The organism is uncultured Subdoligranulum sp., assembly GCF_963931595.1.
Lineage (GTDB): Bacteria > Bacillota > Clostridia > Oscillospirales > Ruminococcaceae > Gemmiger.
In genome coordinates this window covers 1,158,366-1,184,510 of record NZ_OZ007030.1, presented here as the reverse complement: position 1 = coordinate 1,184,510, position 26,145 = coordinate 1,158,366, and the positions used below count along the sequence as shown (strand labels likewise).

Genomic DNA, 26,145 nt, shown 5'->3' with positions numbered 1-26,145 from the left:
CCAGGCGGTACAGGTCACTTTTTTGCGCCTTTCACCGTTTGCGCATTTTCTTTCGCAGTTCCTCATAGACTGGTAATAAAGCCAGGCAGGGGAGGCGCGGGTTTGAAGACGGTAATCTATCTGGACGTGCTGCTGCTCGTCAATTTCCTGGCAGCCTATTTTTTGCTGCTGGCGGCAGGACTGCTCAGCGGCCAGCATGCCGGCTTTCCCCGAATGCTTCTGGGAAGCGGTGCGGCAGCCCTGTCCTCCCTCATTCTGTTCGCACCGGAACAGGCCTATGCGGTGCAGCTGCTCTACAAAGTCGCAACGGCCCTGATGATTACCGCCATCACCTTCGGTTGGAAAAACAAGCGAAGACTTGTGACGGGAATGTGCTGGTATGCTGCGCTGAACATTGCACTGGCAGGTCTCGTCCTGGTTGTGATTCTGCAAACCGGTACGCAGATCCTGCAGACAGGAAATCTTGCCATTTATCTCCGTATTTCGCCGCTGCTCCTGGTGGTTCTGTCGGGCCTATGCTGTGCGGCGGTGGAAGTAGGCACCCGCTGCTTTTCCAGGCGTAAAGCGACGGTGGAGACGGTAGGCCTGGAACTGGAATTGGGCGGACTGCTGATTCATCTGCGGGCGTCGCTGGATACGGGGTGTCATTTGACCGATCCCATTACCTGTCTGCCGGTATTGGTGGTAAGCTTTCCCGACGCCCAAAACCGGTTGCCTCCATCCGTCCGGGAATTTCTTCAGGGCTGGTTTTCCGGCAAGTCTCCGGGCGAACCGCCATCCGGCACCCGGCTTCGCCTGATTCCCTGCAACACGGCATCTTCCCGCGGCCTTTTGCCAGGATTTGTGGTCAACGGAATCGGCATGATCACGCCACATGGCGTGCTGGGATTGGGCCGCAGCGCCGTTGCGTTTGCGCCCCAGTCTTTCGGAAGCGACCGGTATGAAGCACTGTACGGGAATGACTTTTTATAGACATGAAGGGGAGAAAATTTATGCAGACAAGAGAACTGGTGAGCCGTACATTGCGGGCGCTCTGGCTACGGCTGGCCTCACCGCAGGAATTCCACTACATCAATGGCGCCGATACACTGCCGCCGCCTCTGGAGCCCCAGCAGGAGCAGCAGGCTCTGGCAGAGCTCTGTGCCGGGAAAAGCGCTGCCCGGGATCTTCTGATCACACATAACCTACGGCTGGTCGTGTACATTGCCAAAAAGTTTGAAACGCCCTCCGCCGGCATCGAGGATATGATTTCCATCGGGACCATCGGGCTGATCAAGGCAGTCAACACCTTCGAGCCCTCCAAAAACATCAAACTGGCCACCTATGCAAGCCGGTGCATTGAAAATGAAATCCTGATGTATCTGCGCAAAAGCTCCAACCGCCGTCAGGATGCCAGTATCGATGAGCCGCTCAACACCGATAATGACGGCAACGAATTGCTGCTGATGGATGTACTGACCAGCGATCAGCCCCAGGTGGGGGAGGAGCTGGAACGAAGCGCAGAACGGGCTGCGCTTCGTCTGGCGGTGGGGCGCCTGGCCCCCCGGGAACGCCGGATCATGGAACTGCGCTTCGGCCTCAACCACGAATCGGAGCATACCCAGAAGGAAGTGGCGGATGCCCTGGGCATTTCCCAGAGCTATATTTCCCGACTGGAAAAAAGGATCATCAAACGGCTGCGCCGGGACTTGGAAACGGTGGGTTAGGATTCCTCCGCCCGGGTGTTGTTCACAAAATAATAGGTCAGCCCGTTCATCATATTCATCTCCGGCTCCTCGGAATAGATCAGATATTCAAAATCACCGCGCGTCCAGTACACACCGGCCCGACGGCCGGCTTTCTGGCTTTGGGTGACGGTGATACCCGCAATGTCGTACTGTTCCACACTCTCGAACGAGTCGGCGTAGAAACTGTCCGGGAAACGCATTTTCCCGCGCTTGGAGATGAAAAGCGTCATGTAACGTCCGGGTACAATGCTGTAATCCAAAGCGGCAATATTTTCTTCTATGAGCCAAAGCCGCTGCAGAATGACCAGCTCATTGTTCGGATATGCGGTCAACCGGAATCCCGCAACGTCCGAATAATTGGGGGTCAGGTACTGGGTTCGGGTTTCACGCCCCGAAGAGTGTACCTCGGCGCGCAGTACGATGGTCAGTACCAGCGCTACCGATACCGCCGCCAGCAGGATCAGCACAATCACAAACCAGATGGATTCAACCATAGAGTGTCCCTCCTTTGCCCTCATGGTATGCGTTTTCAGGAGAGGCCGTGCGGCAGAATTTCCCAGTGTGTTTTTCTGTTTGCTGGTTCGGGAATCGGACCATACTCCTCATCGACGGGAAGGAGGATGGTTCCATGTATGCTGGCAAGGTGGAACTGTGCGGTGTGGACACTTCACAGCTGCCGGTTCTGAGCGAGGCGGAAAAGAGTGCCCTGATACGGGCTGCCCGCTCCGGTGACGGGGAAGCAAGGAAAAAGATGATCCAGGGAAACCTGCGTCTGGTACTCAGCGTTGTACAGAAATTTGCCAACCGCGGAGAGAACCTGGATGATCTTTTTCAGGTAGGATGCATCGGTCTTATCAAAGCCATCGACCATTTTGATCCAAGTCTGCAGGTGCGATTTTCCACCTACGGCGTGCCCATGATTGTGGGGGAAATCCGCCGGTTTCTGCGTGATAACAATGCCGTCCGGGTCAGCCGCTCCATCCGGGACCTAGCCTTTCACTCCATGCGTGCCCGGGAGGCGCTGCAGAAGGAAAACGGACGGGACCCCAAAATATCCGAAATAGCCGCCCGAGTGGGATCCTCTCCGGAAAATGTTGCCATGGCGCTGGAATCTGTGGTGGAACCTGCCAGTCTGTACGAGCCGGTCTATTCCGACGGCGAAGACAGTTTTGCCATTGTGGACCAGCTCCACGATGCCACCGGGGAGGAGAGCTGGATCAGTGACATCATGTTCCGGGATACCGTGAAGTCCCTTTCCGACAGGGAAAGGAAGATCATAGCCATGCGCTATCTGGGCGGCAAGACCCAGATGCAGGTTGCCCGGGAAATCGGCATCAGTCAGGCGCAGGTCAGCCGCCTGGAGAAGGGGGCGCTGAACCGGATCAAGGAGCAGATTTCTTCCAGCTGCTGAAAAAAGCCCGGCAGGGAATCATCCTGTCGGGCTTCATTCGCGTTTATTTCAGCTGGATACCACAGGCTCCCAGGGCTCGCAGAAAAGATTTCGGATTCTTGTACAGAATCCCGGTGATACCGAGGTTATAGGCAGCCTGCGCATTGATCTTGTTGTCGTCCACGAAGATGGACTCGTCATAGGCAAGGTTGCATTCCTGCATCAGTGTGGTATAAATTTCGGGCTCCGGCTTACAGAGATGTACATCGCAGGAGGCAACCCCCCCGTCAAACAGAGAAAACCAGTCCCGCTGCCGCATCTCATCCATAATATCCACCGGAATATTTGTCAGATAATACAGCCGGTACCCGGATTTCTTCAGCGCCCGCATGATCTTGACGGTAGTCTTTTTGGTTCGAAGCATGGAAGACCACTCTTCAATCACTGTCCGCACCTCGAATTCCCGGTTCACATGGGCAGCGTTTTCCATCATGGTTCGGTTGGCCACCGCCCGGGTAATGGTGCCACGGTCCAGATCCTGCCACTCCAGACTGCCAAAGGTCAGATCATAGACGATCTCTTCCGCATGCTTGTTCATGAAGCGGTCCATCAAAAAGTTTCGGGGATTGTAGTCCACCACCACACCGCCGAAATCAAAAATAATATTTTGATACATAAAACCCTCCCGGATACCGTGCATGATTTGTTTTTTATTATACACGGAAACGCCGCAAGAAACAATTGCTTTTTCAGCGCATAGAATAAGCCGGAACATTGTGTTGGGGAGGGGATTCAATTGACACTTCACGATCTGAGCGAAAAAGACGTGATTCAGATGAAGAGCGGCGAAAATCTGGGACGTATCGATGACCTTCTGTTCGATGAACACACCGCCAAACTCCAGTCGGTGATTCTTCGGGGGCGCAGCCATTTATTTGGCCTGCTGGGCTACGAGGAGGATCTGTTGATCCCCTGGGAATCCATCCGAAACATCGGTGCCGACGTGATTATGGTGGATGCAGAACCATTGCCGGTGCAGCATCGGACAAAATGATGTCAGTAAGCGGTATATTTTCTGTAAAAGGTGCGGATTTCGGGTGCATTTTTTCCTGCGTCATGGTATAATACAAGCAATGATCAGAACGGGGGATTTGTTGTGCCAGAAAAGCCGGAACGCACCTCCATTGCATATCTTGTGTTGTGTACCATCGCTGCACTGGTTGCCATTGTGTGGGGGGCTCTGTTTTTGATTGCGCCGGTATGGCAGTTTTCTGGTGCGATGCCCTTCTACGCCTCGCAGACGGGTGTTCCTGCGATTTCGAATTCGAATCAACCGGCCGACTTCGAGGCCAATCAGGAGGCGAGCGCACCGAATCCATAGCACCCGGTATGCGGCGTAAAGAATCTTTTGCTCTTTTTGGGCGACCAGGAAGGAAAATTCAAACACGTTGCCGCCGCAGACGGAAGGATTCACGCCCCCGTGCGGACAGTTCTGATACCGAAACATTGTGACGGGAGGAATAAGACTTGGAAAAGCCGGAAAGCATTTTTATCAACCGCGAACTGAGCTGGCTGGATTTTGACAGCCGCGTGCTTGCACTTGCAAAGGAGAAAAACGTTCCCCTTGGGGAGCGGCTGAAGTTTGCGGCCATTTTTGGAAGCAACATGGATGAGTTTTTCATGGTGCGTGTTGGTTCGCTGTATGATCAGACGCTTCTGAAAAACAACAAGCTGGATATCGTCACCCATATGACGGCCGCCGAACAGATCGCTGCCATCACCCCGCGGGTAGCCGAGCTGCAGGCCAAATGTGACAAATATTTTCAGCACCTGGTGGAACTGCTGGCGGACGCGGGCTACAAAAAGGTGGACTTCAACAAGCTGAGCAAGCAGCAGGATCATTTCTGGAAAACCTATTTCCAGCGGGAACTGCTGCCGCTGCTCAGCCCGCAGATTGTGGATTCGCGGCATCCGTTCCCGTTTTTGAACAACAAAGACATCTATTACATTGCCCAGCTCTACAACAAGGGGGACGGCGTCAGTTACGGCATTGTTCCGGTCAGCAACCGATTTGAACGTGTTCTCTTTGTCAAGGACGGGGAGATGACCTGCTTCGCGTTCATAGAGGAACTGGTGGCCCGGTACGCTTCTACCATTTTCAGCACCAGCACTGTACAGAAACAGTGTCTGTTCCGCGTGACCCGCAACGCCGACATCACGGTGGATGAGGGCATGATGGACCATGACATTGATTTCCGGGATGTGATGAGTGAACTTCTGAAAAAGCGGCGCAAGCTGGCTGCGGTCCGCCTGCAGTTCTGGCCGGAAGCTCCCCAGGAGATCAGCAAATTCCTGCGGGAGAAACTGGTGGTTCCCGCATCCCGCTGCTATGTACAGACTTCTCCGCTGGACACCGGCTGCCTGTTCAAGCTGGCCAGCCGCATCGCCAACGACGGAGACCATTCCGAAATGTTCTACCCCGCGGCCAAACCCATGCAGGCACCGGCCGGATATGATCTGTATACAGAAGTCCGCAAACACGATGTACTGCTGGCTTATCCGTACCAGAGCATCCGCCCGTTTATCCGCATGCTTCTGCGGGCAGGCGCGGACCCGAACGTTGTGTCCATCAAGATGACGCTCTACCGCATGGCCAGCGACTCCCAGATTGTGGGCGCCCTGATCAACGCGGCCGAGAACGGCAAGGAAGTCGTGGCCATGGTGGAGCTGCGCGCCCGCTTTGACGAACAGAACAACATTGACTGGTCCAAGCAGCTGCAGGATGCGGGATGCACGGTCCTGTACGGATTTGACGATTACAAAGTACATTCCAAACTGACGCTGATCACCAGCCGTGTAGACGGCAAATACCAGTATCTTACCCAGATCGGCACCGGCAACTACAACGAAAAGACCAGCGAGCAGTATACCGACCTTTCCTTCATCACCACCCGCCAGGAAATCGGCGAGGAGGCAAGTGCCGTCTTCAACAACATGGCTTTGCAGCGCCTGACCAGTGAAGTGAGCACCATGCTGGTGGCACCGCTTCATTTCAAGTCGGTCCTGCTGGAAGAGATGGACCGCCAGATCGCACTGGCCATGCAGGGCAAACCGGCTTCCATCATTCTAAAGAACAACTCCATCAACGATCCCCAGATCATCGCCAAGATCAGCGAAGCCAGTTGTGCGGGTGTGCGCGTGGATATGATTGTGCGCGGTATCTGTTGTGTGAAGGCCGGGGTGCCGGGCCGCACGGAAAATGTGCATATCCGCAGCATCGTGGGCCGGTATCTGGAGCACTCCCGTATCTACTGCTTCGGGAGCGGTGAAGATATGCGGATCTATATTGCGTCTGGCGACTTCCTGACCCGCAACACGGAGCGTCGTGTGGAGGTTGGTGTCCGGGTGGATGATCCGTCCATCGCCAAAAAGCTGCGCGGCATTCTCGATCTGCAGCTGCGGGATACCGTCAACGCACGGGAAATGCAGCCCGACGGCACCTACGCCAAAGTAAAACCGGCCCCTGGCCAGTTCCCGGTGGACAGCCAGATGGCTATGTTCGGGTATTTCAAGGACGGGTTCGAGATGGAGGCACCGAAAGCCAAGCCTCAACCGACCACCAAAGTCGTTGCAAAAAAGGCTGTTGCCAAACCGGCAGGACGCAAGGCAACTTCGCTGCGCCCGTCTCGCTCCGGTCTGTGGCAGAATCTGTTTGGACGCGGCAGCCGCGGCAAAAAATAAAAGGAGCTTCCAAAGATGAAAACCTGCGTTGTAACAGCAAGCTATTCCTGCGACCCTGCCAAGGTATGGCTGTATCTGACCAAACCCACGCTGCACGGCTGGCGAAAGGATGTGCGCGAGTACGAGGAAAGCGACGACGGGCTTCACGTTAGGGAACACAATACCGACGGAAGCACCACGGAACTGCATTTCACCCGGAAGGAAAAACCGCGCTGCCTGAGCTGCACCTTCCAGAAAGGTAAAATCAGCGGGACTTTCACGGCCATCCTTCTTGGGGGCGGGGATTCCACCAGTCTGGAATGCACCATGGAGGTTTCGGGGCTGGGGTTGTTTGCCAAGCCCAAAAAGATGCTGGAAGACCGTTTGAACATGCTGCACGCCGCACTGGGCGCGTAAAGACTAAGTAGAAAGCCTGCAATCCGTCTCGGCAACACACTGTCGGGGCGGATATTTTTTGCCCTCCCCGCGTATAGATGCGTAAAGGGGGCTTGAAAATGTGGGAAAATGCCGCACCGACGCCACCGCCGCAACACGGCAGCCCGTCATCCGGTCGCCGACGCAGAGTCAGTCAATCGGACGGAGACTATGTGATTTGGGGCCAGCTGCTGTTGTCGCTGGCGTTTCTTGCACTGGTGCTCCTGGCCCAAATGATGGACCTTCCGTTTCTGCCTGCGCTTCGCACCGCCTTCCGGGAAGCCATGATGCCAGAGCAAAACACATTCCTGTCGGAAAACCGGGAGCTTTCCAAATTCACCGAACAGGCTGTACAGACCCTTGCAAACACCGTGCAGAAGTTTATGCCGACACAGAGCCAAACCGCCACACCGGAAACCGCTGTACGCCAGACCCATGCAAAAGCGCAACAGGTTCCTTCCGGCGCGCGGGAAGAAAGTTATCTGCCGTCTTTTGCTATCTGTTTCCCATTGGCGGGTCGTGCCTGTACCGAAACCTCCGGGTATGGCTGGCGTACCGATCCCATGGGTGGTTCCGGGTCGGACTTTCACCTGGGAAATGACCTGGCAGCGGAGGAGGGAACCGCCATTCTGGCGGCGGCTGACGGGGTGGTGCGCTGCGCCGGTGTACACAGCAGCTATGGCCGCTACGTGCGTATCCTGCATGCGAATGGGGATGAAACATTGTATGCCCACATGCAGTATCTGTTTGTGCACACCGGACAGCGGATATCAGCCGGAGATTGTCTTGGCACGGTGGGGGATACCGGCAACGCCACCGGACCGCATCTCCACTTTGAGCTGCTGCACAAGGGGATTCGCTATGATCCGTCCGAAGCATTGCAAAACGCAGCGTAAAGCGCGCATCCATCTGCGCGCTCCGCTGCCACTTCTGTTTTTCTTGACTTTTGCGCTGGCTTTGGATGGAACGGGAATCGTACGGATCGGACTGCTCTGTGCGCTGCTGCATGAAGGCGGTCACCTTTTTCTGTACTATCGCCTTTGGCACCGGTGGCCCGACCTGGAACTCTCACCCTTTGGCATCTGCCTTTTGCAACGGGGACTTTCCATGACACCACAGCAGGAATTCCTGCTGGCAGCTGCCGGTCCGCTGGCCAATCTTCTGTGCTGTTGTGCCGTTCTGGGCTGGATGCAGATGACCCATTACAGCTATGCCGGTTACTGGTTTGCCAGCACCAATTTGCTGGTGGGGTGTGCCAACCTTCTGCCTTTGCCCGGGCTGGACGGTCAAAGACTGCTGCATTCTTTCTGGCATTGGACGTAAACGGTTGCATTTCCGCGTCGCATGGGGTACAATAAACGAAACAATGACAAGGACGGTTTATCAATATGGCGGAATTTTCCCCGAAATTCAGAGAGGCGCTCAGCCTTGTGCAAAAGCCCGGACGCTATACGGGCGGCGAGCCGGGCAGCGTATACAAGGACAAGGAGAAAGTGGATGTGCGGATGGCGTTCTGCTTTCCGGACACCTATGAGATCGGTATGTCTTTTCTCGGAGAAAAGATTTTGTACGATCTCTTGAACCGCCATGAAAACTGGTGGTGTGAGCGGGCTTTCATGCCGTGGACAGACATGAAAGAACAGATGGAACGGCTGGACATTCCTCTGTACTGTCTGGAAAGCAAGGATCCGCTGACTTCCTTTGATATTGTGGGTTTCTCGCTGGAGTACGAGCTGTGCTATACCAATGTGCTGGCCATGCTGCGCCTGTCCGGTATCCCGCTGCGCGCTGCCGATCGTGACGAGCACTGGCCGCTGATTATCTCCGGCGGCCCCTGCGTATGCAACGCCGAGCCCATGGCGGATTTCTTTGATGTGATGCAGCTCGGCGAAGGGGAACAGATGCTGCAGGATATCTGTGCCACTGTAGAACAGGGCAAAAAGCTGGGCTGGAGCAAAGAAAACCTGCTTTTGGAACTGGCCAAAATCCCCGGCGTCTATGTCCCGTCGTTCTATGATGTGAGCTATCTGCCGGACGGCCGTATTGAAGCCATTCGACCCAACCGTCCCGGCATACCGGAGCGCGTTACCAAGGCCATCGTCAAAAACATGGATGACTACGCGCCGCCGAAAAACTTTGTGGTCCCGCTGGTGGGCGCCGTGCAGGACCGTGCCAGTGTGGAAGTGCTGCGCGGCTGTGTCCGTGGCTGCCGTTTCTGTCAGGCCGGCCAGATTTATCGCCCCTTCCGGGAGCGTTCCCCGAAGCTGATCAGCGACTGTGCCCGGGATCTCTGCCATAACACCGGGTATGACGAACTGAGCCTGACCAGTCTGTCCACCTCGGACCATTCCCGGCTGGAGGAAATCCTGGACAACCTCAATTCCTGGGCCGAGGCCGATCACGTCAGCCTTTCTCTGCCTTCGCTGCGCGTGGATAATTTCTCCCAGTCCCTCGTGGAGAAGACGACCAAGGTGCGCAAAAGTGGCCTGACCTTTGCCGCGGAGGCCGGCACCCAGCGGCTTCGGGATGTCATCAACAAGAATGTCACCTGGGAACAGATTGAGCGAGGCTGTCGCATTGCTTTTTCGGAAGGGTATACTTCGGTAAAACTCTACTTCATGATGGGGCTGCCCACCGAAACCATGGAGGACATCAAGGGCATCGCCGATACGGCGCAGAAAGTGGTGGATCTGTTCTATCAGATCCCCAATCGTCCCAAAGGGAAGGGCGTACAGGTCACGATCAGCGTTGCCTGCTTCGTACCCAAACCCGACACGCCGTTCCAGTTCTGTGCCCAGGACCGCCGCGAAACATTGCGGGAAAAACAGAAGTATCTGCTCAGCTGTGTGCATTCCCGCAAGATCAAGGTCAACTATCACGACAGCGCCACCAGCGTACTGGAAGGTGTTTTTGCCAAGGGGAACCGGCGTCTGGGACGCGTCATCGAAACCGCCTTTGAGAATGGGGCGTTCTTTGACACCTGGGAGGAATATTTCGATTATGACCGCTGGATGGCTGCCTTTGCTGCCTGCGGCCTGGATCCGGACTTCTACAATTACCGTGCCATCGGTCTTGATGAGGTCACACCCTGGAGCCATCTCGATGTCGGAGTAAGCCACGCTCATCTGGTGCGCGAATATCAGAAAGCGCTCAAGGCCGAGACAACGCAGCCCTGTAACCGTCAGTGTAGCGGATGCGGTGCCAACAAACTGCTGGGAGGACCCTGCTTTGACTACAGTAAGAATCTTCTTTGAAAAACGCGGGGAATCCGCTTACATCTCGTTGCTGGATCTGCAGCGGGTGTTTCATCGTCTGCTCAAGATCAGCGGTCTTCCGGTCTGGTATACCCAGGGCTTTAATCCGCACATTTACCTTTCCTTTTCCTGCCCGCTGTCCCTGGAGCAGGAAAGCCTCTGCGAAAGCTGCGAAGTGAAAACAGAACAGGAAACCATCGATGCAGAGGCCTGGAGAGCTGCGTTGCAGCCGCTGATGCCCCGGGGGATCAGGATTACCAAAGTGGCACCCGCGCAGGAAAAGGTGGGGGAGATCGCTTCGGCAGTCTATGAGATCACCATGCCGGCTGACTCGGCGGCCGCGGTGGACTTCTATAACCAGGAGGAAACCGCTGAGGTCACCAAAAAGACAAAGCGCGGTCAGAAGACACTCAACCTGAAAGAGCATCTGCCGCATATCGACTATGAAACCCACGACGATCAGATTCACTTTACCATTCAGTTGCCCTGCGGTTCTGGTGAGGCGCTGAATCTGAATCCGTCTTTGCTGATGGAATACCTGAAAGCCCATGGCGGTGCGCCGGCATGGCAGTGCCGGGTGCTTCGGACCCACCTTTTTACCAAAGAGGGAACGGATTTCGCATAAATTCCGTACACTGGTATTTTTTGCAAAAAAATGCTTGCAATTTCGCAATGCGTGTGGTATTATACTACGGCAATACACACGCATTGCGTTGTTTTTTTGTGCCTTTTTTTCGATAGAAAAGAGGGTTAGAAAACATAAAACGCCATGCGGAGGGTAAAACTAAATTTATTGGAGGAAACAAACTATGGCAGTCGTATCTATGAAACAGCTCCTGGAGGCCGGCGTTCACTTTGGTCATCAGACCCGTCGTTGGAACCCCAAGATGGCGAAGTACATCTTCACCGAGCGCAACGGCATCTACATCATCGACCTGCAAAAGACCGTGAAGAAGCTGGATGAGGCTTATAACTTCGTCCGCGACACCGCTGCTGAGGGTGGCGAGATCCTGTTCGTCGGCACCAAGAAGCAGGCCCAGGAGTCCATCCGTGACGAGGCTACCCGCTGCGGTATGCACTATGTCAATGCCCGTTGGCTGGGCGGCATGCTGACCAACTTCCGCACCATCCGCAAGCGCATCGATCGTATGGAGCAGCTGAAGAACATGCAGGCTGACGGCACCTTCGATCTGCTGCCCAAGAAGGAAGTTGTCAAGCTGGAGCTCGAGATGGCCAAGCTGGACAAGTACCTTGGCGGTGTCAAGAACATGAAGAGCCTGCCCAAGGCCATGTTCATCGTTGACCCCCACAAGGAGCGCATCGCTGTTTCTGAAGCCCGCAAGCTGAACATCCCCATCGTTGCCATTGTCGATACCAACTGCGATCCCGATGAGATCGATTACGTGATCCCCGGCAACGACGACGCCATCCGTGCCGTGAAGCTGATCTCCGGCGCCATGGCCAATGCCGTTCTGGAAGGCAAGCAGGGCGTTCAGGAGGCTCCCGCTGCGGAAGCTGCCGAGAGCACCGAGGCCTGATTGTAAGTTAAACGCGTAAGACAGAAAGGACAAAGAGAATATGGCTGTTTCTGCAAAAGACGTTATGGAACTGCGCCGCCAGACTGACTGCGGCATGATGGAATGCAAGAAGGCCCTGACCCAGGCCGACGGCGACTTCGAGAAGGCCATCGAGATCCTGCGCGAGCAGGGCCTGGCCACCGCCAGCAAGAAGGCTGGCCGTATCGCCGCCGAGGGCATGGTTTACGCCGTTGCTTTCGACAACTGCGCTGTTGTGGTTGAAGTCAATGCCGAGACCGACTTCGTCGCCAAGAACGAGAAGTTCGTTGACTTCACCAAGGAGCTGGCCAAGGTTGTTGCCGAGCAGAACCCCGCCGATGTGAAGGCTCTGATGGGCTGTAAGATGGGCGAGGGCACTGTGGATGACGCCCTGAAGGCTCTGATCCTGGTCATCAAGGAGAACATCAAGGTTCGCCGTTTTGCCCGTTACGAGGGCCATTGCGCTGCGTATGTGCATGGCGGCGGCACCCATGGCGTTATCGTCAAGTTCGAGACCAGCGACGATGTGGCTGCCAAGGCTGAGTTCGCTGCGTTCGGCAAGGATATTGCCATGCAGATCGCTGCAGCCAACCCCAGCTACCTGAACGAGGCTGCTGTCCCGGCTGACAAGATCGCCAAGGAGAAGGAGATCATTCTGGCTCAGATGGCCAACGATCCCAAGACTGCCAACAAGCCCGACGCTATCAAAGAGAAGATGGCCATCGGCAAGCTGGGCAAGTTCTACAAGGAGAACTGCCTGGTGGATCAGGCCTTCATCAAGGACGGCGGCATGGACGTTAAGAAGTATGTTGCCGACACTGCCAAGGCCCTGGGCGGCGATATTCAGATTGTTGCCTACACCCACTTCATCAAGGGCGAAGGCCTGGAGAAGCGCAACGAAGACTTTGCCGCTGAAGTGGCTGCTGCCATCAAGCACTGAGTCTTTGTTTTGGGGCAATTTATCTTGTCCAAAAGGGCAATTTAATTTGTCAATGAAATGAAATATAACGGAGTAATGTGGAGTTTTCACTCTCATTGCTCCGTTATTTTTTTGCCCTTTTTGCAGCAGATGACCTCCAAGTGCTCTCCTGATGATACTCCTCATAACCCCTCCAGAAGAGGCAGGGGATGAGGGAAATTATCAGAAATGCAGGTGATTTTCCGCGAATTATCGCAAAATATTTTGCGCGTCAATGACTGCCGGGTACCTCTGCAAACTCTTTACCTTCATCCTATTACAACTGCAAAACGTGAAAAAGCGGCCGGGTACCCCGAGCAATTTCTCTTATCCTGTTCTCAGGTTCCATTGACAAATTATTTTTGCTCGATTGACAAATTGTTTTGCCCCCTGACAAGTTGAACCGAACCAGTAAAAACAGACAATAGACAAAATCCCCCTGATGTAGGAAAATGGAAGTTGTTCGGGGGTAAAATAAGTTGTCATAAAAGGCGATTTATCTTGTCCATGATATGAAAAATAGCGGAGTAATGTAGGGTTTACGCTCTCATTGCTCCGCTATTTTTTATTCCTTTTTACAGCGGGCAATCTCCAAGTGCTCTCCTGATGATTCCTCTCATAACCCCTCCGTGGGGGCAGGGAATGAGGAAAAACATCGGAAATACAGGTAATTTCTATTGAATTATCGTTTATATTTCCTCCCGCAAGTGATTTTGCCCCCCTTCAAATGTCTTCCTTTCATCCAGCTTCCGCTGCAAAACTCTCGTCCCACTTGTTTTCTCCCATAGCATTTTGGCCATACTCATTGAGAAAGGAGATCAAGAGAGTATGTCATTGCGTCGGTTGTGTTTTCTGGGCTTCTGGATGGTCTTGTTGGCCTGTATCGTTTTATGCCGCGTGCTTTGGGTCGGTACAGACTCTCTTTACGCCGCCAACGCCGGAGCCCAGACCGTGCAGATTACAGAATTGCCGCGGCCGCGTGGCAACTTTTTTGACCGTGACGGACAGCTTTTGACCGGCTATACACCGGAATGGTATGCTTTGTGTATTCCCGGAGATATCAGTTACGCAACGCTCTTTCCCTATGTTTCCTACTCAGAACAAACCGAACTGTATGAAAAACGGAACACTACAACGCCATTTTTGATTCAGGTGGATCAGGATCTCACTGCCGAGGGGATTCCCACCTATGAAAGCGCGCAACGGTATCTTCCTGTGCCCATTGCCACGCATCTGATCGGGTATCTGGATGGGGAGGGGCAAGGGGTTTCAGGACTTGAGTTCGCCTATGATGATGTTTTGACCCGGTCCGGAGATGTTTCTCTCGTTTCCTGCCTGACCACTGCGCAGGGAAGCCTTCTGAGCGGTGATGAGCCGACGCTGCAGATTGACGAGAGGGGAAGCGGAGAAAATATTTCGCTGACACTGGACGCAGATATCCAGCGTATGTGTGAGGGCATTGCGGGACTGACCATGGAACGGGGATGCATCCTGGTAATGGATACCCGGACCGGCGAAATCCTTGCCAGCGTCAGTGTGCCCACCTATGATCCGAATAACGTTGCGCAAAGCATACGGGCCAACGATACCTCCTTGATCAACCGCACCTTCAGTGCCTTCAGTGCCGGTTCGGTCTTCAAAGTTGTATTGGCAGCCGCCGCCTATGAACAAGGGCTGGACTGGTTTACCCATGAATGTACCGGCAGTGTGGAGGTCGCAGGGCAGGTCTACCGCTGCGCCCAGGGGCGTGCCCATGGTACTGTAAACCTGCGTGGCGCGCTGGAACAAAGCTGCAACTGCTATTTTGTGGAACTGGGGCAGCTTTTGGGCGGGGAGGTCATCCGGGCTGAGGCGGAAAAATTCGGCTTTGGCCAAGCCTGTGCAGTGGCGCCGGGCCTGAAGAGCAGTGCAGGCATACTGCCGGATTTGCAGTCGCTGGAAAACGCCGGCCAACTTGCACTGTTCAGTTTCGGCCAGGGGGATCTTTCGGCGACGCCGCTGCAGATTACCGCCATGATGAACACAGTGGCAGATGGGGGCACCTATCACACGCCCCGATTTGTCTATGGCATCACCAATGCTTCCCAAACGCTGGATGAGCCTGTGCAGATTTCGGAAGACGAACCGGTGCTGGCGGCAGATAGCGCCCGGATTCTGCGGGATATGTTGCAGTCCGTGGTGCGCGATGGCATAGGCCGGGAAGCGGCCCCCCAAGAAGAGGAAGCAGGCGGCAAAACCGGCACGGCGCAAACCGGGCAATTCGATACGAGCGGCGAAGAATTGCTCAACTATTGGTTCAGCGGATTCTATCCGGCGGACGAACCGCGCTACACCATCACGGTACTGCAGGACGGGATTCTGGAACCGGAAGTTTCCAGCGCGGCAATCTTCGGGAAAATTGCCGACTCTCTGCAGGTGCTGATGACGGCAGAAACTGTTCAAACCCCCGAAACCGCTGCAAAAAGCAGTTGACAAGGTCAACAAAGCGGCATATAATGAGCATGTAAAAAGGAAAATGGCGTTGAAGGGGCTAATGTCGGCACATACAGCCTGCAGAGAGGATATCATCTGGTGCAAGATATCCGGCTGGATCCCGGCGAAGCCACCCCGGAGCTTTTGGCGGAGAGCCAAACGTAGTAGCGGCGTTAACGCAAAGCAAGCGGCGGTCCGAAAGGGCCGCAAACCGGGTGGTACCACGGAAGCGATCAGCCTTCGTCCCTGTAGAGGGGCGAGGGCTATATTTTTTCATGGACCTTTTTAAATGAACCTATGGATGGGAGAAACGTTTTGTATGCAATGGACCGGACTGAATGAACTTCGCGAGAAGTATCTGCATTTCTTTGAAACCAAAGGACATCTGCGTCTGGGCAGTTTTCCGCTGGTACCGAAAGACGATCCCAGCCTGCTGCTGATCAACAGCGGCATGGCTCCGATGAAGAAGTGGTTCCTCGGCCAGGAGGAACCGCCCCGTCATCGTGTCACTACCTGCCAGAAGTGCATCCGCACGCCGGATATTGAGCGTGTTGGTATCACCGCCCGCCATGGCACCTTCTTTGAAATGCTGGGCAACTTCAGCTTCCAGGATTACTTCAAGGAAGAGGTCATTCCCTGGGCCTGGGAATTCCTGACCAAGGAACTGGAGATCCCCGCCGATAAGCTGTACATCTCGGTCTACCTGGACGATGACGAGGCGTATGATATCTGGACCAAGAAAGTCGGTATCCCCGAGGATCACATGGTTCGCTTCGGCAAGGAAGACAACTTCTGGGAGCATGGTTCCGGCCCCTGCGGTCCCTGCTCGGAAATTTACTATGACCGTGGTCCCGAGCACGGCTGCGGCAAGCCCACCTGCAAGGTCGGCTGTGACTGCGACCGCTATATGGAAATCTGGAACCTGGTCTTCAGCCAGTTTGACTCGGACGGCAAGGGCCACTATGAGCGGCTGCCCCGTCCCAACATCGATACCGGTATGGGCCTGGAGCGTCTGGCCTGCGTTATGCAGGATGTGGGCAACCTGTTCGAGGTGGACACCGTGGCTTCGGTGCTGCACCATGTGGAGCGCATCTCCGGCAAATATTATGGCGACAGCGAGAAGGACGACATCTCTATCCGCGTGATCACCGACCATATCCGTTCCACCGTCTTTATGGTTTCTGACGGCATCCTGCCCTCCAACGAGGGCCGCGGCTACGTGCTGCGCCGTCTGCTGCGCCGTGCGGCCCGCCATGGCCGTATGCTGGGCATCGACCGGCCTTTCCTGACCGAGCTGGTGGATACCGTAATCGTTTCCAGCGAAGCCGGTTATCCCGAGCTGCGCGAGCATGAGGCCTACATCAAGAAGGTGGTCGGCACCGAGGAAGAACGCTTTGGCCGTACCATTGATGCCGGTCTGAACATCCTGAACAACATGATCGATGAGCGCAAAGCCGCCGGTGAGACCGTTCTGTCCGGCACTGAGGTTTTCAAGCTCAACGATACCTTTGGCTTCCCCCTGGACCTGACCAAAGAAATCGCTGCAGAAGCCGGGTTCACGGTGGATGAGGAAGCTTTCCATGCAGAGATGACCAAGCAGCGTGAGCGTGCCCGCGCAGAGCGTCTGGCCAAGGATATCTCCGGCTGGAGCGAAGATCTGTTCGGTGAACTCAAGGCGGAGCCCACGCAGTTTGATGGTTACGAAACGCTGCATGAAACGGCCAAGGTGCTGGCCCTGTCCGACGGTGAAGAGCTGGCCGACGCCATTGCCACCGATGAGGCGGGCGAGTCCAAGGAAGGCGTCCTGGTGGTACTGGACCGCACTCCGTTCTATGCGGAGATGGGCGGCCAGGTTGCCGACTACGGCTTCATCACTTCCGGCGATGCCAAGCTGAAAGTCACCCAGGTCAAGAAGACCCCCAAGGGATATTTTGTCCATACCTGTGAACTGCTGGACGGCACCATCAGGGTTGGCGATGAGGTCAGCGCCTCGGTGGATGAAGGCCGCCGTATGGCCATCTGCCGCAACCATACTGCCACCCATCTGCTGCAGAAGGCCCTGCGTGAAGTTCTGGGCGAGCATGTGCACCAGGCCGGCAGCTACCAGGATGACAAGATCACCCACTTTGACTTTACTCATTTCAGCGCTGTAACGCCGGAGGAGCTGACCGAAGTCGAGCGCAAGGTCAACGAAAAGATTTTTGCCTCTCTGCCGGTGGTGATCCAGAACCTGCCCATCGAAGAAGCCAAGAAGATGGGCGCCATGGCGCTGTTCGGAGAGAAGTACGGCAGCATCGTCCGCGTGGTCGACGCTGGTGGCTGGAGCACTGAGTTCTGCGGCGGCACCCATGTGAAGAACACGGCGCAGATCGGCTGCTTCAAGATCCTCAGCGAATCCAGCGTGGCCGCCGGTATCCGCCGTATTGAGGCGACCACCGGCTTCGGTGTGCTGCGCCTGCTGGATGAGCGCACGGCTGTGCTGACCAAGACCGCCGGTGCCCTGAAGGCCAACAACCTGAAGGACGTGGCGGACCGTGCTGAAGCGCTGGCTGCCGAGTTGAAGGAAACCAACAAGCAGCTGGATAACCTCAAGGCCGAGATGGCAGCCGCCAAGGTGGATGGCCTGTTCGAGAATGCCGCCGATGTGGAAGGCATCCGAATCATTTCCGCTTATCTGACCGGTACGGGCGCCGACACGCTGCGCGAGATGGTGGATAAGGTACGTGAAAAGGCCCCCAACGCTGTTACGGTTCTGGTCGGCAGCGACGGCAACAAGACTATGATGGCCGTCGGTGTCTCTTCCAACGCCAAGGCACGCGGCCTGAAGGCCGGTGTCCTCGTCAAGAAGATTGCTGCTATTGCCGGCGGCAACGGCGGCGGCAAGCCGGACTTTGCCATGGCTGGTATCCGCGATGTCAGCAAGATCGACGAAGCGCTCCATGCTGTGCCTGAAATTGTGAAAGCCGAACTCAACGCATAACGGCACCCAACCATTGAATCCATGTAAAGGAGGGAATAAAATGGAAGATTGTCTGTTTTGTAAAATCGCAGCAGGGGAGATCCCTTCCAACAAACTGTATGAGGATGACACGCTGCTGGCCTTTTACGACATTGACCCGCAGGCACCGGTGCACTTCCTCGTGATCCCCAAGCAGCACATTTCTTCGGCCGCCGCTCTGACCGAGGACAACGCCGCGCTGCTGGGACACATCTACGCCGTCATTGCAGAACAGTGCCACAAGCTGGGTGTGGATGAAAAAGGCTATCGTGTCGTCACCAATGTTGGCGAGGATGGCGGCCAAAGTGTCAAGCACCTGCATTTCCATGTGCTGGCCGGCCGCAGCCTGGCATGGCCTCCGGGCTGATTTCCGATGATTTCCCATTTTGATTTGTAGAAAGAGGTTTTCCATCATGGCAGATACCTATACACTGCACATTGCCGGACTTACGAGGGAGCTCCCCATCTGCAAGGTCAATGACCACATGGACATTGCCGCCTTCATCATGTTCAGCGATGTGGAATTGACGGAGGCCTGTGCCGCAGCTCTTTTAAAAAAGGCGCCTGAATTTGATGTGATTCTGACGGCGGAAGCCAAGGGCATTCCTCTGGCTTATGAAATGGCGCGTCAAAGCGGCAAGTACTGGATTCCCGCTCGTAAAGGTCCCAAGCTGTATATGCGTAACCCGGTTGTGATCGAGGATGAATCCATCACGACCGCCGGCAAGCAGGTTCTGGTGATTGACCAGAAGGACATTGACTATATGAACGGCAAGCGTATTCTGATCGTGGATGACGTGATTTCCACCGGCGGTTCTCTCCATGCCCTGGAGACGCTGGCCGCCAAGAGTACCGGCAAGGTTGTCGGCTGCTGCGCGGCGCTGGCGGAAGGCGATGCGGCAAAACGCACCGATATCTTCTTTCTGGAACCGTTGCCGCTGTTTCTTCACTGACGCAGGATGAAACGCAAACTTGCCTGTTTCGGCCTGGCCTTTGCGCTGGCTGAATGGTTTGCAGCTTGTGTGCCGTCGCCGGTCCTTGTGCCCGCGGCGGCACTTTTTGTATTGCTGCTGTTTCTGTACCGCCGTCACGATTTTAAAATCCTGTTACTGGGCGCCCTTTGCGGGCTTGTCTGGTTCACTGCTTTTTCCTTTTTCTCCGTTTTGCCTGCACAGAAGTATGCCGGCCGGCAAATGACCTGTACCGTGGTGGTGGAAACGGATGCAGAATCCTCCTACCAGACTGGCTTTTTGCGGGGGACCTTGCGGGTCATACAGTGCGATGGAAAAAACACCGGCTTTTCCGTTGCCTGTGATGCCTTTCCCGGTGCGGAACCCGGAGAATGTTTCACTGCTGACTTTGCTTTTTCGGAACTGGCCCATGACGCCTATCGGCTTTCCCACCTGAGTGACGGCGTATATCTGCAGGCAGAATATCAGGGAAACTATCTTGCCCAGCCGGACAGTTCCGGTCTCCGCTTTACCCTGTATCGCTTGCGCCGGATGCTGTCCAACCGATTACAGCAGTGGATGCCGGAGGCAGAAGGCGAACTGGAATCTGCCATGCTGCTCGGCCATAAGCAGGCCCTCCGTGACACTACCCAGAACAGCTTCCGTGCGGCTGGCGTTTCCCATCTTCTAGCCGTATCCGGATTGCACGTGGCACTGCTGTGCGGGATTTTTTCCATGGGCCGCAAGCGTCGCTTTTTGCGTCCGCTGATTGTGGTCCGGGCGGGGCTTGTCATCTTTTATATGTTCCTGACGGGGCTTCCTGTTTCGGTAATGCGTGCGGGCCTTGTGTTTCTGCTGGCCCTGGCGGGAGATTTTTTCTGGCAGCCTGTCGATCTTTTGACCTCCACCGGTGCAGCCGCTGTCCTTCTGGGAATACAGAATGCCTATGCCCCCTGCGATCTGGGATTTCAGCTATCCTTCTGCGCGGTTCTTGGCGTACAGGCATCCGCTGCACTGTACAATCTGGAGCTGGAGCATCTGCCCCTGCCTGCGGGGAAAATTTCTTCCAGGTTGTGGGATGGGGCGCTCAAGGTCCTGGAATCGGTGCAGACCGCTCTTTTGGCATCCTTTGCCACGCTTCCGGTTCTGGTCGCAAACGGAATGACTGCCAGTGGCGTAAGCCTGCTGACCAATCTTCTTGTGGTCTGGATGCTCCAACCGGCTTTGCTGCTCGGTATTCTGGTTCTCTTCCTGTCCGTGGCAGCACCGCTGGCGCCGGTTGCACGGATGGCGAGCCTTCTTTTGAGCCTTTTGCTGCACATTATGATCGCCATTACCGACTGGTGCGCAAACCTTCCGCTGGCTTATGTTGATCTTCCCACACGGTACACACTCTTCGTCTATGGGGTTCTCGGTCTGCTGGCTCTTGCTTTCTGGTCTCGCCGCCGCATGACATGGTATCCGGTGGCGACTGCTTTTTGCGCCATCTTCGCCATAATTCTGGGCGCATGGGCGCAAAAGGATGTGGTCCGGGTATCTCTGGTGGGAGCCACCAACAATCCTTGTGTCGTATGCATGCAGAATGGGGAAGCCGTGGTACTGTTCCGCGGCGGGCAAAGCAATCTGAACGCATTGGAAACCTATTTTGCGGAACATGCCCAGCCTGACATTGCCTTGCTGGTCGACCTGCGCCAGGAGCCTTCAGAGCTGGATTTTTCGGACATCCCGGTCCTGTCCGCCGAAACGCTCCCGGCTTGCCAGGCCCTTTCCGTACTTGACGAGCTATCTCTGGACCTGTATCATGATAGCAGCGGGAACCTGGCGGTGATAAAAATCGGACCATACAGCCTGGCCACCATGGCTGGAAACATTCAGTTGGATCATCCCGTGACCGCAGACATTTTCTGTGCGGCCGGTACGTTATCCGAATCCGTACCCTCCGATGTGATTCTGACAGCCGTCCGGTTTCCGAAGTGGCAACCGGATGCCCCGAATACCCGCATTCTGTTTGCAACCGACCGCTCGGCTGTGGTGATCCGTCCCGGACATTCCCTGACTTTCGAGGAGGTGGAGCCGCTTGCTCTACAGTGAAAAAGAACTGAAAAAACGACTGCAGTCCGGCTGCGCCCTGTACTATTTCTACGCTTCGGATGAAGCCCTGGTTCGCACCGCGGCCAACAAAGCTTTGCAGGTATTGAATCAGGATGACCCGGAGACGACCGTGTTGGACGGCCCCACCCCCACTGTGGAAGAGATCGTGCTGGCGGCCGGTACCATATCTTTCTTTGGCGGCAAACGACTGGTGCTCATGCCGCTGATCCGGCCTTCCACCTATTCGGACAAGGATCTGCAGGAACTCTGCGAAACGCTGGCTGATACGGAAAATGCCATCTTTGTCATGACCAGCGTCATGGAAGAAAAGTTCGGCAAACTGCGCCCCGGAAAACGGGAACAAAAGCTGATTGCCGCCTGCGAACGCATTGGCTACTGCGTACAGATCAATAAGCCGGGGCGCTCAGAACTGCAGGCTCTGGCGCGGGGCTGGGCGGAAGAAGCAGGGGCTTCCTTCGCCCCCGGAACCGAAACCGCCCTGTTGGATCGCTGCGGGGAAGATCAGTTTCTTCTCCAGAATGAAATCGCCAAGCTGGCCGCTTTGGCAAACTACGGAATCATTACCCAGGAAATGGTTCAGCAGCTGGGCACGGTAACGCTTGATGCGGATACCTTCGAAATGGTGGAACTGGTGGTATCCGGCCGGGCAGACCAGGCCCAGAAACGGCTGAAAACCCTGCTGGAATTGCAGAATGATCCCATTATGATAACCGGCGCGCTGATTGGCAACTATCTGGACCTGTACCGCGTGTTTCTGGGAAAGCGCGGGCGCCGCAGTCTGGCTGATGTTGCCAAAGACTTCGGCTATGGCGGCAAATGGAGTTACCGCCTGGGCAAAACCGAAAAAACGGCAGCCCGCTTCAAGCGTCATCAGCTGGAGCAGTGCCTGTGCATCCTGCAAAAGCTGGACCTCGATCTCAAAAGCAGCAAACTGGATGCAGACCTTCTGATGCAGAAGGCGTTGTGTGAGCTGTCCCTGGCCGGGAGGCGCACATGATAAAGATCCATGAGGTACTTCTGGTGGAGGGCAAATACGACGCGGCACGTCTTCACAACCTGGTAGACGGGACCATCCTGACAACTGACGGCTTCCGTGTCATGAAGGACCGGGCGCTGCAAACCATGCTCCAGCGTCTGGGGCGCACCCAAGGCCTGATCATCCTGACGGATTCCGACGCGGCAGGATTTAAAATCCGCCATTTTGTCACAGGGCTGGTCGGAGCAGAGCATGTTCTGCAGGCTTATGTGCCGGCCGTTGCAGGGAAAGAGGCACGGAAAGAAGCTCCCGGCAGGGAAGGACTTCTGGGGGTGGAAGGCATTTCCGATGATCTGATTCTGCGGGGCCTTCAGCTTGCGTTGGACAGCCGGCAGGACCCCCCCCGGGAGGGACAGGCCCCATCTCCCATCACCTACAGCGATCTGTATGAGTGGGGGATTTCCGGCACGGCCAACAGTGCGGCGCGCCGCCGCCAACTGCTGCGGCAGTTGGGACTGCCTCCACGGCTGAGCAAAAAAGAACTGCTGCAGGTCCTTTCTACGCTGTATACCCGGGACAGTCTGTCTGCTTACATCGCCAGCCTCGAAGCATAAGAAAAAGCTGCTTTCCGATGAAAGCAGCTTTTCTTTTATTATTGCAGCGTACCGTCAGTAACCTGGCTGCAATACCAAGGCTTTTCCGCGTGAAATACGCGGCCCGCCAGGTGGGCAAATTGGGGGTCATCAATTTTGGCGGGGAACCGCAGTTCCCATGCGCATAAAGCCTGATACTTGAAATGCAGTTCCCGGTTTGCCGCATTGTTTCCGTATTTGGAATCTCCCAGAATCGGGCATCCGATATGTGCCAGATGAGCCCGAATCTGATGTGTCCGTCCCGTCACCAGCTCCACCTGCAAAAGCGCCAGACGACCGCTCACCGCCAACGTTTCATAGCCGGTAATAACTTCCTTGGCGCCGGCGGCAGGGGAGGAAACGATGCGGACCACGCCGCGCTGGGCGTCCTTGATCAGGTAATCGTGCATCAGTGCCGCCGGAGGCTTCGGCCGTCCAAAGGTCACGCAGAGATACCGCTTCTCAATGGCACGTGCCTTGATGGCAGCCGTGAGAAATTGCTCTGCCTGTGCATTCCTGGCCAGCAACACTAATCCACTGGTTCCAGTATCCAGCCGATGACACAGCACCGCATGTCCCGGTTCTCCCTTTGCCGACAAGGTTGCCTGGACACGCTTTATCAGGGTATCGGCTGCCGGGCCATCCACCTCGACGCCGGCCGGCTTGTTGACCACCAGAATATCCTCGTCCTCATAGACAAACACCGCAGGAGGCAGGGGACGGTCTTCCAGTTGCTCTTCTTTCAGAAACAGCCGAATGATATCTCCGTTTTGAACCCGGGTGGAAAGCGGCATTTTTTTGCCGTTCACCTTGATCTTGTTTTCCCGCAGCGCCTTATTCAGGCGTCCCAACCCGAGAGAAGGGTATTGTTCCATCAGATATTTGTCCAGCCGTACCGGCAAAAGACTTTTTACATGCAGTTCTTTCATTGTGTCGTCAACTCCTGCCCCCACAAAATGGTGGCATCTTCAATCTCCAGGGTGACCATCAGCCATCCCGGATCGCTGTCATCCACCTGGGTGATTTTATACTTGTTTCCGCCTGCGCATAGATATTCCGCGTTTTCCAGTTTGGCACGGGCAAACGGAGAATCGGCAAAGCAGACAGTCTTTTTGGTGGAATCCAGCACGCCACGGTTCCACAGCGCATCGGTATAATCGGCAAGCCGAAGCGGATAGGAAGCATCATATACGGTGCACAGATCATCCATCGCCGTATTCTGCAGGCCCGGGGCAATCACATACCACGTACAGCTGCCGTCTTCGCTGGTCACGGAACCGCACCATGCCTGCTCTTTGACCGGTTCCACCGCCTGCAAAAACGCCCCTTCCTCCGCAAACAGATACAGGGTATCCTCACGCAGAATGCCTTCCGACAGTTCCCGCAAAACAGTCTGGCGCTCCTGTTCCAATTCTGCAGCGTCGTATCGCGCCGCAAAGGGATCATTTGTTGTCATTCCGTGGTCAGCGGCATACAGAGCCAGATGCAATGCGTCGTCCTGGATTCCTTCCACCGATTCAATATGCCGGTACTGAACCGCCTCCTCCCAAAAATTGCTTTCCAGGGCGCTGGGGAAAGCGTCTGTCTGCACTGCAGCTGCCATGTCCAGATGGCGCTGCCAAATACCAGTGCTCACATCCCAGACCTGTACCACAACCAGCAGAATCACTGCCAACAGGGAAGAGGGCAACCGGCACAATCCCGCAAAGGCAGACAGAACCAGCAGATCGTAGACAGGCCAGAACAGCCGTCCTCCCGACCGGAATACCGAACACAGTTCAATGACCTTGCCCGGTAGAGGGATCGTAAAAAGTGTAGCGCCATTGGCGGTAACGGTGTTGCTGATAGCAAAGACTGTCAGGAGAACGCAGACGATTGTCAGGGCCCAATGCCTGGCAAGATGTGTTCGGATACGTTTGCGTGCCAGAATCAGGACTATCGGCAGCGCTACGAGCACGCCCAAGCCCAGATAGGCAAAGGCATCGTAGTTTCCGTTGACCTGATTCTGCGCGGGAAGCAGGTGGCTGTAGAGGGTTCCGTTGACGCCTGCCGGATTCCACAGGGCATTAAGGTTCATGGAAAAATACCCGTACAGTGCCTGACCGCCGCTGGTGGCAGTACCGTAGAAAAAGCCGAGCAGCCATCCCAGCCCCAGCGTACAGAGCAGATCGGCAGCAAGATACAGGCAGGGACCTTTCCATTGGCGCTTCTCTGCCGAATGCTGCAGCAGCAAGGCCAGGGTGATCCCATAGGTCATGGGCAAAAAGTAGGGATGGATTCCGATGGCTGCCACATTGAGCATGAATAATCCCCGGGAGGCATAACGACCCTCGCGTCGCATGCGGAAATACAGATACAGCGCTGCCAGAACCATCCATTGTGCCCCCAGAGAGGTATGGCGGAACGCCCGTTCGTACAAAATGGGGCTGGAAACAAACAGGAGGATCCCCAGCACCGGGCGGAGTGTGCCCTGGGAGAAAAGGCCGCAAAGCAGTGCGCCGAAACCGCCCTGCAGCGCAAAACAAAGCAAGGTGAACCATCCGAAATACTGGAAGGTACCACCCAGCAAACTGGCCAGTGGCTTGCAGAGCAGCGCCACCAACGGGATGGAATCGGTATACGCGATACTGATGCCCTGGGGCGCATTGATGGCCGTGGTAACACACAGGGGGAAGGAAAGGGAACTCTGCCGATAGAACAGCCAACCTGCATAGTGCTGCTGGATATCCTTTTCCACATAGCCGCCGCGGCAGAAAGCATCGTTTGTAACATCCAGCGGCACAAATCCGTAGACCAGTAAAAATGCCGCAATACCCAAAAGCGCTCCCAGCGCAAAAAGCCGCAGCTGCCGGTTGGATGATAGTTTTTCCTGGAGCATTCTCGTAGCCCTCGTCTGAATTTTTTTATCAGTATACCATATCTGAGCGGTCCTCTTCAATCCACATTGACATTTACCCCTTGCTGT

Annotated in this window: 24 protein-coding genes; 20 read left to right on the top strand and 4 right to left on the bottom strand. The window is 55.5% G+C overall.

What is annotated here, in order from left to right; genetic code table 11:
* Positions 1 to 102: 102 nt before the first annotated feature.
* Complete coding sequence (locus ABGT73_RS05585) at positions 103 to 972, top strand: sigma-E processing peptidase SpoIIGA (RefSeq protein ID WP_346668819.1); 870 nt, start codon at positions 103 to 105, stop codon at positions 970 to 972.
* 20 nt (positions 973 to 992) lie between these two features.
* Positions 993 to 1,706, top strand: coding sequence for an RNA polymerase sporulation sigma factor SigK (sigK, locus tag ABGT73_RS05580; RefSeq protein ID WP_346668818.1), 714 nt, complete (start codon positions 993 to 995; stop codon positions 1,704 to 1,706).
* Here the strand turns inward: sigK and ABGT73_RS05575 are convergent.
* A complete protein-coding gene (locus ABGT73_RS05575) occupies positions 1,703 to 2,221 on the bottom strand; it encodes a hypothetical protein (protein ID WP_346668817.1) in 519 nt (172 codons plus the stop codon). The two genes, sigK and ABGT73_RS05575, sit on opposite strands and share 4 nt — an antisense overlap.
* Positions 2,222 to 2,355: 134 nt before the next feature.
* Between ABGT73_RS05575 and ABGT73_RS05570 the strand changes: the two genes are divergently transcribed.
* On the top strand, positions 2,356 to 3,138 hold the full coding sequence (locus ABGT73_RS05570; RefSeq protein ID WP_346668816.1) for a SigB/SigF/SigG family RNA polymerase sigma factor: 783 nt from the start codon (positions 2,356 to 2,358) through the stop codon (positions 3,136 to 3,138).
* A 43-nt stretch (positions 3,139 to 3,181) separates the two neighbouring features.
* On the opposite strand, the gene ABGT73_RS05565 is transcribed toward ABGT73_RS05570, so the two are convergent.
* Positions 3,182 to 3,793 carry an HAD family phosphatase gene (locus ABGT73_RS05565; RefSeq protein WP_346668815.1) on the bottom strand — a complete coding sequence of 204 codons (612 nt, stop codon included), beginning with the start codon at positions 3,791 to 3,793 and terminating at the stop codon, positions 3,182 to 3,184.
* Between the two features lie 120 nt (positions 3,794 to 3,913).
* Here ABGT73_RS05565 and ABGT73_RS05560 point away from each other — a divergent pair, with 120 nt between their 5' ends.
* The 17 genes from ABGT73_RS05560 to ABGT73_RS05480 all read left to right on the top strand — a co-directional run bounded on the left by ABGT73_RS05560 (position 3,914) and on the right by ABGT73_RS05480 (position 23,162).
* Complete coding sequence (locus tag ABGT73_RS05560) at positions 3,914 to 4,171, top strand: YlmC/YmxH family sporulation protein (protein ID WP_346668814.1); 258 nt, start codon at positions 3,914 to 3,916, stop codon at positions 4,169 to 4,171.
* A gap of 102 nt (positions 4,172 to 4,273) precedes the next feature.
* Positions 4,274 to 4,498: a hypothetical protein gene (locus ABGT73_RS05555; RefSeq protein ID WP_346668813.1), complete on the top strand. Its 225-nt coding sequence runs from the start codon at positions 4,274 to 4,276 to the stop codon at positions 4,496 to 4,498.
* A 146-nt stretch (positions 4,499 to 4,644) separates the two neighbouring features.
* A complete protein-coding gene (gene ppk1 / locus ABGT73_RS05550; RefSeq protein ID WP_346668812.1) occupies positions 4,645 to 6,858 on the top strand; it encodes a polyphosphate kinase 1 in 2,214 nt (737 codons plus the stop codon).
* A gap of 15 nt (positions 6,859 to 6,873) precedes the next feature.
* Entirely contained in the window at positions 6,874 to 7,254 is a 381-nt protein-coding gene (locus tag ABGT73_RS05545; RefSeq protein ID WP_346668811.1) for a hypothetical protein, read from the top strand.
* Between the two features lie 98 nt (positions 7,255 to 7,352).
* Positions 7,353 to 8,168, top strand: coding sequence for a M23 family metallopeptidase (locus ABGT73_RS05540; RefSeq protein WP_346668810.1), 816 nt, complete (start codon positions 7,353 to 7,355; stop codon positions 8,166 to 8,168).
* Positions 8,134 to 8,595, top strand: coding sequence for a peptidase (locus tag ABGT73_RS05535; RefSeq protein WP_346668809.1), 462 nt, complete (start codon positions 8,134 to 8,136; stop codon positions 8,593 to 8,595). The genes ABGT73_RS05540 and ABGT73_RS05535 overlap by 35 nt, the downstream gene beginning before the upstream one ends.
* A gap of 65 nt (positions 8,596 to 8,660) precedes the next feature.
* A complete protein-coding gene (locus tag ABGT73_RS05530) occupies positions 8,661 to 10,526 on the top strand; it encodes a TIGR03960 family B12-binding radical SAM protein (RefSeq protein WP_346668808.1) in 1,866 nt (621 codons plus the stop codon).
* Entirely contained in the window at positions 10,501 to 11,151 is a 651-nt protein-coding gene (locus tag ABGT73_RS05525; RefSeq protein WP_346668807.1) for a TIGR03936 family radical SAM-associated protein, read from the top strand. Before ABGT73_RS05530 ends, ABGT73_RS05525 begins: the two co-directional genes overlap by 26 nt.
* Before the next feature lie 184 nt (positions 11,152 to 11,335).
* Positions 11,336 to 12,064, top strand: a complete 729-nt coding sequence (rpsB, locus tag ABGT73_RS05520; RefSeq protein ID WP_346668806.1) for a 30S ribosomal protein S2 — start codon at positions 11,336 to 11,338, stop codon at positions 12,062 to 12,064.
* Between the two features lie 40 nt (positions 12,065 to 12,104).
* On the top strand, positions 12,105 to 13,022 hold the full coding sequence (gene tsf, locus ABGT73_RS05515) for a translation elongation factor Ts (protein WP_346668805.1): 918 nt from the start codon (positions 12,105 to 12,107) through the stop codon (positions 13,020 to 13,022).
* Between the two features lie 846 nt (positions 13,023 to 13,868).
* Positions 13,869 to 15,512: a penicillin-binding protein 2 gene (locus tag ABGT73_RS05510; RefSeq protein ID WP_346668804.1), complete on the top strand. Its 1,644-nt coding sequence runs from the start codon at positions 13,869 to 13,871 to the stop codon at positions 15,510 to 15,512.
* A gap of 319 nt (positions 15,513 to 15,831) precedes the next feature.
* Positions 15,832 to 18,492: an alanine--tRNA ligase gene (gene alaS, locus ABGT73_RS05505; protein ID WP_346668803.1), complete on the top strand. Its 2,661-nt coding sequence runs from the start codon at positions 15,832 to 15,834 to the stop codon at positions 18,490 to 18,492.
* 40 nt (positions 18,493 to 18,532) lie between these two features.
* The gene (locus ABGT73_RS05500; protein ID WP_346668802.1) at positions 18,533 to 18,877 is read left to right on the top strand and encodes a histidine triad nucleotide-binding protein; all 345 of its coding nucleotides are present in this window, start codon (positions 18,533 to 18,535) and stop codon (positions 18,875 to 18,877) included.
* Between the two features lie 46 nt (positions 18,878 to 18,923).
* Positions 18,924 to 19,463, top strand: coding sequence for a phosphoribosyltransferase family protein (locus ABGT73_RS05495; protein ID WP_346668801.1), 540 nt, complete (start codon positions 18,924 to 18,926; stop codon positions 19,461 to 19,463).
* A gap of 6 nt (positions 19,464 to 19,469) precedes the next feature.
* On the top strand, positions 19,470 to 21,551 hold the full coding sequence (locus ABGT73_RS05490) for a ComEC/Rec2 family competence protein (RefSeq protein ID WP_346668800.1): 2,082 nt from the start codon (positions 19,470 to 19,472) through the stop codon (positions 21,549 to 21,551).
* A complete protein-coding gene (gene holA, locus ABGT73_RS05485) occupies positions 21,538 to 22,569 on the top strand; it encodes a DNA polymerase III subunit delta (protein WP_346668799.1) in 1,032 nt (343 codons plus the stop codon). Before ABGT73_RS05490 ends, holA begins: the two co-directional genes overlap by 14 nt.
* On the top strand, positions 22,566 to 23,162 hold the full coding sequence (locus tag ABGT73_RS05480) for a DUF4093 domain-containing protein (RefSeq protein WP_346668798.1): 597 nt from the start codon (positions 22,566 to 22,568) through the stop codon (positions 23,160 to 23,162). Before holA ends, ABGT73_RS05480 begins: the two co-directional genes overlap by 4 nt.
* Positions 23,163 to 23,200: 38 nt before the next feature.
* Here ABGT73_RS05480 and ABGT73_RS05475 read toward each other — a convergent pair whose 3' ends face one another.
* Positions 23,201 to 24,109, bottom strand: coding sequence for an RluA family pseudouridine synthase (locus ABGT73_RS05475; RefSeq protein WP_346668797.1), 909 nt, complete (start codon positions 24,107 to 24,109; stop codon positions 23,201 to 23,203).
* Complete coding sequence (locus ABGT73_RS05470; protein WP_346668796.1) at positions 24,106 to 26,058, bottom strand: DUF6311 domain-containing protein; 1,953 nt, start codon at positions 26,056 to 26,058, stop codon at positions 24,106 to 24,108. The genes ABGT73_RS05475 and ABGT73_RS05470 overlap by 4 nt, the downstream gene beginning before the upstream one ends.
* Positions 26,059 to 26,145: the final 87 nt, after the last annotated feature.